Annotated in this window: 6 protein-coding genes; 4 read left to right on the plus strand and 2 right to left on the minus strand. The window is 32.1% G+C overall.

Translation table 11 applies throughout. The features are described from left to right. Positions 1–1,310, plus strand: a 1,310-nt coding sequence (locus RYK99_RS08275) for an SIALI-17 repeat-containing surface protein (RefSeq protein WP_314991722.1), incomplete at its 5' end; no start/stop codon positions are given. Positions 1,311–1,529: 219 nt separating this feature from the next. Here the strand turns inward: RYK99_RS08275 and RYK99_RS08280 are convergent. Both RYK99_RS08280 and RYK99_RS08285 read right to left on the minus strand, forming a co-directional pair. Further along, positions 1,530–3,314, minus strand: a complete 1,785-nt coding sequence (locus RYK99_RS08280) for a YSIRK-type signal peptide-containing protein (RefSeq protein ID WP_314991726.1) — start codon at positions 3,312–3,314, stop codon at positions 1,530–1,532. A gap of 301 nt (positions 3,315–3,615) precedes the next feature. After that, positions 3,616–5,556 carry a KUP/HAK/KT family potassium transporter gene (locus RYK99_RS08285; RefSeq protein WP_314991728.1) on the minus strand — a complete coding sequence of 647 codons (1,941 nt, stop codon included), beginning with the start codon at positions 5,554–5,556 and terminating at the stop codon, positions 3,616–3,618. A 377-nt stretch (positions 5,557–5,933) separates the two neighbouring features. On the opposite strand from RYK99_RS08285, the gene nagA reads away from it, so the two are divergent. The 3 genes from nagA (at position 5,934) to RYK99_RS08300 (ending at position 8,972) form a co-directional block, all read left to right on the plus strand. Then, positions 5,934–7,082, plus strand: coding sequence for an N-acetylglucosamine-6-phosphate deacetylase (gene nagA / locus RYK99_RS08290; protein ID WP_314991730.1), 1,149 nt, complete (start codon positions 5,934–5,936; stop codon positions 7,080–7,082). A gap of 18 nt (positions 7,083–7,100) precedes the next feature. Next, positions 7,101–7,820: a glucosamine-6-phosphate deaminase gene (gene nagB, locus RYK99_RS08295; protein ID WP_314991732.1), complete on the plus strand. Its 720-nt coding sequence runs from the start codon at positions 7,101–7,103 to the stop codon at positions 7,818–7,820. A gap of 117 nt (positions 7,821–7,937) precedes the next feature. Beyond that, a complete protein-coding gene (locus RYK99_RS08300) occupies positions 7,938–8,972 on the plus strand; it encodes a cyclically-permuted mutarotase family protein (RefSeq protein ID WP_314991734.1) in 1,035 nt (344 codons plus the stop codon). Positions 8,973–9,234: the final 262 nt, after the last annotated feature.

Below are 9,234 nucleotides of genomic sequence, written 5' to 3' on the forward strand. Positions count from 1 at the left end.
CTAAACCAATCGTTAAAAAACTTCAAGATATCGCTGATGATATAGCTGAAAAAATCGAAAAATTAACTAAAGTAGCTGATAAAGACAAAGCTGATGCTACTGAAAAAGCTAAAGCAGTAGAAGAAAAAAATGCTGCATTAACTAAACAAAACGAAACTTTAGAAAAAGCTAAAACTGCTCTTACAACTGCTAAGACAAACAACTCTGATAAAGCTATCATCGACGGGTTACAAGATGCAGTAACTAGATTAGAAGCAGCTGTTGCTTCTGCTAAAACTGCAGCTGATGAAGCACAAGCTAAATTCGACGAAGTTAATGAAGTAGTAAAAGCATACAAAGATGAAATCGACAATCTAACTGACGATTACAACGCAACTTTAGGTTATATCAACAACTTAAAAGAAGTACCTAAAGGTGAAGAATCTAAAGGTTTCAGTGGTGGAGTAAATCCTGGTGATGCTCCTACTGGAGATAATGGATCTGATTTTAGCGGTGGAGCAAACGACGACACACCTCCTACTGTAGCTGATGCCCCTGAATTCAATGGTGGAGTAAATCCTGGTGATGCACCTGTAGCTGAAGAAAAACCTGAATTCAATGGTTCTGTTAATGATGATAATGCTACTACTCGACCTAACAATCCTGATTTCAACGGTGGAGTAAACGACGACAATGCCACTACTCGACCTAACAATCCTGATTTCAACGGTGGAGTGAACGACGACAATGCTACTACTCAACCTAATAATCCTGATTTCAACGGTGGAGTGAACGACGATAACGCTACTACTCAACCTAATAATCCTGATTTCAATGGTGGAGTGAACGATGGAAACGCACTTACTCAACCTAACAATCCTAATGGTGAAGCTCCAAAACCAACTAAACCTGAAGCAACTAACGGACAAAATGCTCCAGTTAACTACGTTCCAGAGTTAGGTAACGTTGATAAATTAAAACTTGAAGCCGAAATCGCTGAAATTAAGGAAGCATTGAAAACAGCTGATCCTGCCAAATCTAAAGAATTAACAGCGAAATTAGCAGAACGCGAAGAAGCATTAAGAATATTAGCGGCTAACCTACCAGCTGTCAACGAAGTACCAGCATTTGACTTAGCTAAACTTGGAGCTGCTCACCCTGGTGTAGACTTCGGACAAACACCTGTTGTTACTCAACTATCTGCTAAACCTGGAGAAGCTAAATCTGAAAAATTAGCAAGCACAGGTATGAATTCTTCTAGCACTACTGCATTAGGATTAAGCTTAATCGCTTTAGTAGGAGTAGCTATAAGACGTAAACTTTCTAAATAGTCAATTAGTGTATAAAAAACTTTAAAGAGTATGGAAATTCATACTCTTTTTCTTTTGATAAAAAATAATAAAATAGAGGCAATTCGATAAAATTGATTTCTCCGAGATTATAATTTTTGGCTCATTGCCTTTTTCTTTTGTTAAATATAAAAAATAGCATAACAGTTTTTTACTGCTACGCTATTTTTAATTTAATTTTTATGTCACATCTTTCATTATCTAATCTTTCTTAGTTCTTGTAATTCCTGCTATAACTCCAGCTAATAACAACATTAACATTCCTAAAATTATAGTGCTTGTTTGTGCTACTCCTGTATTTGGTAACTTAGAGTTTTCTTTTTTATGAACTTCTGGAGTTTTTGGTGTTTCTTTTGGTTTCTCTGGTACTTTTGGTTTTTCCACTTTTTTATAAACAACCTTAGTATCCTTCGCTAAATCTTTTGGTACAACACTTTTTACCGTTGGCGTATAACCTTTCAATTCTGGCACTGGTGTCGCCAACGCTTTTGTTGGATCTTTCAAGTCGTTTAGATAGTCTGGAGTTGGGGCTTGCCCTATTAAATTACCTTTTTCATCTACTGGTACTATTTTTCCTAAATGTTTATACGTTACTATATCGGTTACTTCCGGTTTTTCTGGTGTAACTTCTTTCCCACCTGCTTGTTTTTTATCTGCGAAATAACCTTTAACTACTGAAACCTCTACACTACTATATGCATGTGTTTTTTCTGCCCATATAGTCTCTTTTGTTATGACATGATATTTTCCTTTAAATTTATAATCATCTTGAACATTTGTTTTCGGTGCTTTATCTTCCGCTCCTACGAATTCTACTACTTGTTTTGTTTTCACTTCAACATCAGTAAGTTTTTCTTTATATACTACTTTTGTATCTACTCCAGGATTTTTCGGTAATACACTATTAACAGAAGCTTCATACCCTTCTAAAACTGGTACCGGTGTCGCTAACGCTTTTGTTGGATCTTTCAAGTCGTTTAGATAGTCTGGGGTTGGGGCTTGCTCTATTAAATTACCTTTTTCATCTACTGGTACTATTTTTCCTAAATGTTTATACGTTACTATATCGGTTACTTCCGGTTTTTCTGGTGTAACTTCTTTCCCACCTGCTTGTTTTTTATCTGCAAAATAACCTTTAACTACTGGGACATCTACACTACTATATACATGTGTTTTTTCTTTCCATATAGTTTCTTTTGTTTCATCATTATATTCCCCTGAGAATTTATAACCATCTTGAACATTTGTTTTCGGTGTTTTACCTTCCGCTCCTACAAATTCTACTACTTGTTTTGTTACTTTTTCTACATCCTTTATATACTCCTCTACATCAAAAACAAGATTGTGACCTGGAGCAAACTTATCAGCTTCAATGTTTATATTAGGATCTACTGCTAGTTTCCCATCAACTTCCTGAAGTTTAACTCTTATACCAACTTCTTCTGACACATAAGGTTGTTCCAGATACTTATGAACTACTATTTCTCTAGTTTCTACTCTATCTAGCCCTTTATTTACAAATCTATAACCTTTTGGTAAATCTGGTAATGTTGTTAATCCAGCTCTAGTAGGATTAGTATTATCATTATCATAATTTTTTTCTGCAACTATTTCTTTAGTTTTTTTATCACGGTATTTTATTTTACCTAATTCTACTAAATCTACATTAACTTCTTTTTCTATTTTATCTGGTATCGTAGAAACTTCTGGCGCTTCTTTTTCTAATGCAAAATAACCTGGGATTACCGGTGTTTGTACTTTTGGGAGATCCCCTTTATCTGAAATTTCATTATTTTTATCTACTACTTTATCAACACTACCTGGATTTCCACCCTCAGGTACTGTCGAAACTATTGGTGGCACACTTTCATTCTTTGCATATACTCTATCATCTGAGTTTGTACCAGCTAAGATAAATAAACCTATTATGACTGATACAACACCTACACTATACTTTCTTATTGAAAATTTATTGTTTGTCTTCATTATTTTACCTCCCATTAGTTACACTTAACATGTAACTACTAATATAATTTTAGTATACACCTAGAGAAAATAATTGTCAATTTAATATATTGTAATTAATATATATTTCTAAGATATTTCATTTATTTTTCTGTATATTACCCTTTAAAGTTTACTGTGTTATTTTATGTTAATATTGATTTAATATTAAGATATATCAAAGATTTAATATATCTCTTATTATTAAAAACAATGAAAAATCAGACTCTTCATAAGTAATGTAATTCTATTTTACATTTTCTTACTCTAAGTCTGATTTTTATTATTGAATTCTTGTTAATTTTTTCACTTTAGTTTGCACTACATTTAACGGTACTGCTTCTTTCGTTATAACACTAGTATCTAATCCGAACCATTTTTCTGGTGTTACCGTTATTTTTTTCAATTTTAATCTTAGTCCCATAATAAAGTTATCGAATGATGATAAACCATTACTATTACCTAGTACCTCTTCAATCAATACAAATCTAAAGTCTCCAACCGTTTCTACTTCACCTCTTAAGTTGTACTTAGTAGGTTGCAGTTCTAATTCTCTATTCTCTAGTAAATCCGCTATAACCTGTCGCATAAACATATTTACCCTTTGGTGTTCTCTAAATCCTAAGTTAAAGGTAATTTTAAATATTTTTTTATCACTAAATTTAGTAACTTTATACTCTCGTTTATAAGGTTTATCTATAACATTTATATGTACAAAAAAGTAGACATTCGCCCTTTTCGGTTGTTTATTTAATATAGAGTATAATACTGCATAATCTACATCTTCTTCTTTTTTCGCACCTGTTAAATATACTAGGTTTGTTGCATATTTGGGTACACTTTTATCCATACTTAACTGAAGTAATTGTTTTGTATAATTTTTTACAGTTAAATACTGACTTTCTCTCTCTTTTATCTCAGTTCCTCTATACCAGATAAACATAATTATAAATATTAATAACGCTATGAATACTGTAATGTACCCACCATTTATAAATTTTAAGCTGTTCGCATATAAGAAGAATAATTCTTCTATTCCGAAAAATATTAGGAAGATTACAGCAAAGATTTTTTTAGCTTTAACTTTGTACAAGTAAATACTTAATAATAATGTAGTTACAAACATTGTTATACTAATACTTAAACCGTACGCTGCTTCCATATTACTACTTGTTCTAAAGAATATTACGACACAGCTACTGCATATAAATAGTATTATATTAACCGCAGATACATAAACCTGCCCTTTTAATTCCGTCGGATATTTTATTATTAATTTTGGGAATAGATTTAATTTTATCGCCTCTGAGATTAATGTGAAAGATCCTGTTATTAAACTTTGACTCGCTATTATCGCAGCTAATGTTGCTAGTATTACTTGAAATACTACAAAACTCTCTGGAACTATCGCAAAGAATGGATTTTTTTCTGAGCTATAATTTGTCGATAATAAATATGCTGCTTGACCGAAATAATTAGCAAGTAAGCATACTTTAACCGCAAACCAAGCCATTCTAACATTTTTTCGTCCACAATGACCTAAGTCCACATATAAATCCTCTGCACCTGATACACATAAAAATACCGCCCCTAATAAGACGAATACTCCTGGGTATGTAATTAATAAATTAAGTGCATATTTTGGATTAATAGCTTTTAATATTTCTGGTCTAGTACCTATTGATTTTATTCCCCAGAAAAATAGAGATAAAAACCACAAGCTCATTATAGGACCAAATAGCGATCCTATCTTTTTCGTTCCAAATCTTTGAAATGAAAAGATAAAGATAAAAATTATCAATACTAGAATTATTACATCATTTGTGTTTATAGCTGGGATTATATCATGTAATCCCTCAACAGCTGATGTCACTGTAATTGCTGGTGTTATTATTCCGTCCGCAAGAAGTGTTGCTCCGCCTATCATCGCTAAGAGAACAACTCCTCGTTTAGTTTTATTTTTTATTAAAGCAAATAATGAGAATACTCCACCTTCACCATGGTTATCCGCCTTTAATGCGATTAATACATATTTAGTCGTCGTCTGTAAGGTCATTACCCAAAATATTAAACTAACGAATCCTAATACGAGATTTTCGCTCATCATAGCATCACTACTACGGACGAATGATTTCATAACATAAAGTACCGAGGTCCCTATGTCTCCAAATATTATTCCAATAGTTATTATTACACCAAGAAAAGTCAATCTTGATTTATCCATTTTTATACCCTCTTATAAAATAATTGAAATTATATCACTTCTATAATATCAGTAATATAATTCTCACATATTATTATATTCCTCTTATGAAGAAAGTCAATAGTAAGTATCTTATATAATTTATTTTAATATAATGCAGAAATCATGTATACAATACATTTTTCTTCTTCCACTTCAATATAACACCTTAAATTATTTAATTTAAACGATATCCATTCACCATACCATAAAAAAACTCAAGAACACCTTTAAATTAATTTTGAAAACTTTTACTTTAATACTTTACAAATCTATTTAAAAAGTGTTAAAATTAAATTAACAAGAATTTAACACATTAAATTTAAAAGATAAATTTTTAGGAATAAAGGGGTGCTATTATGTTAATAAAAAGTAAAAAAGTTTGGTCAAGCGGACAATTCCTTCCTCTTATTTTGGAAGTTGAGGATAAAAAAATAACTGCCGTTTATGACTACGATGCATTCGATAAAGTAGATTATGATTTTGGAAATAACCGTGTATTACCCGGATTTATAGATGTTCATACACATGGTGCTTACGGTTATGATACTAATGATGTTAATGAAGATGGACTACGTAATTGGACGAAAAATATCGTTTCTGAAGGGGTAACATCATTCTTGCCTACTACGATTACACAAACTGAAGAAGTTCTTCTAAAAGCTGTTGCAAATGTTGCTAAAGTTTATGAAGAAGGATATGAAGGAGCTGAAATTTTAGGTATTCACTTCGAAGGCCCTTATCTTGATGTAGAAAAACGTGGTGCTCAACCGTTAAGTTGTATTCAAACACCAAGTGTTGAACAATTTAAAAAATTCCAAGCAGCTAGTAAAAACTTAATTAAACTTATCACTATCGCTTGTGAAAAAGATATCGATTATAAACTTACTAAATATTTAGTAAGCCAAGGTATTCGTGTAAGTTTAGGTCACTCAGCTTGTAATTATAAAGAAAGTTATTTAGCGTTCGCTAATGGTGCGTCATCTCAAACTCACGTTTATAATGGTATGGTTGGTTTCCATCACCGCGATGGTGGTCAAGTAGGTTTTGCTCTACGTGCACGCGATGCATATGGAGAAATTATTTGTGACGGTATTCACTCTACTACAGATGCTCTTAACACATACTTTACAGCAAAAGGACGTGATCATGGAATTATGATTACAGATTCACTTTGTGCAAAAGGTTGTGGCCGTGGTTCTTACATCTTCGGTGGAGAAAATATGGAAATATATGAAGATGGTAGTGCTCACCGTGACGATGGTCGTCTTGCAGGTTCTACACTTAGAGTTATCGATGGTCTTCGTGTCTTAATAGAAGATGCTTTAGTTCCAGTTGATGCAGCAATTAACTCTTGTACAAAAAATCCTGCTGAAATGTTAGGTTTTGCCGATTGTAAAGGTAAACTTAAAGTTGGTTACGATGCTGACGTTGTTGTTATTAGTCCTGAATACGAAGTATTAACAACATTCGCACGTGGTAAAGAAGTTTATAAAAAAGAAGATTAATAAATAAGGAGTAACAATATGAAATATTTAGTTTTTAATTCAAAAAAAGAAGCTTCACAAGAAGCATATAAAATTATTAAAAGTTTAATAGATGACAATTCAACATTAGGGCTTGCGACTGGATCAACTCCAACAGATTTATACGAAGAAATGATCACTGATTATAAAGCTGGAAACTTTAGCTATAAAAATATTAAATCTTATAACTTAGATGAGTATGTTGGAATTAGCTATGATCATCCTGAAAGTTATCATAAATTTATGGATACTAATTTATTCAATCATGTTGATATAAATAAAGAAAATACACACGTCCCTGATGCCAGTGCAGCAGATTTAGAAAAAGCTCTTAAATCATATCAGGAAGAACTAAATAACACACAAATCGATGTCCAAATCCTTGGTGTTGGATCTAATGGACACATTGGTTTTAATGAACCAGGAACATCATTTGAAGCTGGAGTGCACGTTGTTGATTTAAAACAAGAAACAATCGAAGCAAACTCTAGATTCTTTAATAATGATATTAACCTAGTACCAAAACAAGCTGTAACAATGGGAATCAAAGATATTATGCGCGCAAAACATATTATCTTATTAGCGTTTGGAAAAGCAAAACAACAAGCAATAAAAAGTTTAATAGAAGGTAAAGAAATAACTGAAAATATTCCTTGTACTGTTCTAAAAAATCACCCTAGTGTATATGTACTAGTAGATAAAGAAGCAGACTTTAAATAACAAAATTTGTGGGAGTGGCCTCGACTAAACTATCATCTCTAGTCGAATCCTCCCACTAAAATAAATACAACGATGTAAGCGTTTGATTTTAAAAATAATAGGGAGGTACTAAAATATATGAGTACACAACTAAAATGGACAAATATAGCTACTGTAGCAGCTCAAAAAGGCTACGAAAATAATATAGGTACAGCAGGATTAGTTAAAGGAGTATTAGGCAATAAACTAATCTTCGGTGGAGGTGCTAACTTCCCAGGTGGACTTCCTGTTGATGGAGGCGTTAAAGTAAATCATAAAGATGTATATCTATATGAAGAAACTTCTAAAGGAGTAACACTACTAGATCAAATTCAATTTGACTATCCTTTAGCATATGGGCCAAGTGCTGTTTATAACGAAACATTATACTATATTGCAACTAAAAACGAAACTTCAGCGGATTTATTAGCTTTTACAGTAGAAGATAATAAACTAAAAGTAGAAGTTGTCGATACACTACCACTTACAGTAGAAAATGTTATCGCAAAAGTTCACGACAATAAATTATACTTCGGTATCGGATCTATTAACGGATCAAATAATAATGAGCTTTATGCATATGATTTAGCAACTAAGAAATTTGAAGTATTCTCAGAATTTCCTGGGAAATTACGTAATCAAGCTGTAAGCTACGTATACAATAATGAACTTTATGTATATGGCGGAGGTGCTAGTGAAACTTATAACGATGGATATAAAGTTAACTTAGAAACAAAAGAATGGACTAAACTATCTGATGTAGTAATCGATAATGAAGAAGTATCTTTACTAGGTGCTGATTGGACTCCATTAAACGACCATGAACTTCTAGTAATCGGTGGTTTTAATAAAGATGTTTGGAAAGATGCAGTATTTAACTTAACAACATTACAAGGTGAAGATCACGCAAAATATCGCGATGCATACTTCAGACGTCCTGTAAGTGACTACAAATGGAATAAAAAAGAATTAGTATATAACTTGAAAGAAAATCGCTGGTATCAATTAGGAGAAATTCCTTTCGAAGCACCTTGTGGACATGCATTGCTAGCCACTGATAACAATATTTACTCAATCATGGGTGAGATTAAACCAGCTGAAAGAAAACCATATATTCATAGAACTAAAAAATAATAAAATAAAAGAACTACTTAACAAACTCATGTTAGGTAGTTCTTCATTTCATCATTTAAAATTTAAATTTATATACTATTTAGATATTATGTATAAAAAAGTATTATTACACAAATAAAATAAGATCTATCAATAATATCACTAATTTATTCATATTAATAAAGATCAAATAAAAAAAGAACCTTCCAAAAGGAAGATTCTCACTGTTGCCTGGCAACGTTCTAGTCTCACAGGGCGTAAGCCCAACTACATTCGACGCTAA

The organism is uncultured Gemella sp., assembly GCF_963537375.1.
GTDB lineage: Bacteria > Bacillota > Bacilli > Staphylococcales > Gemellaceae > Gemella.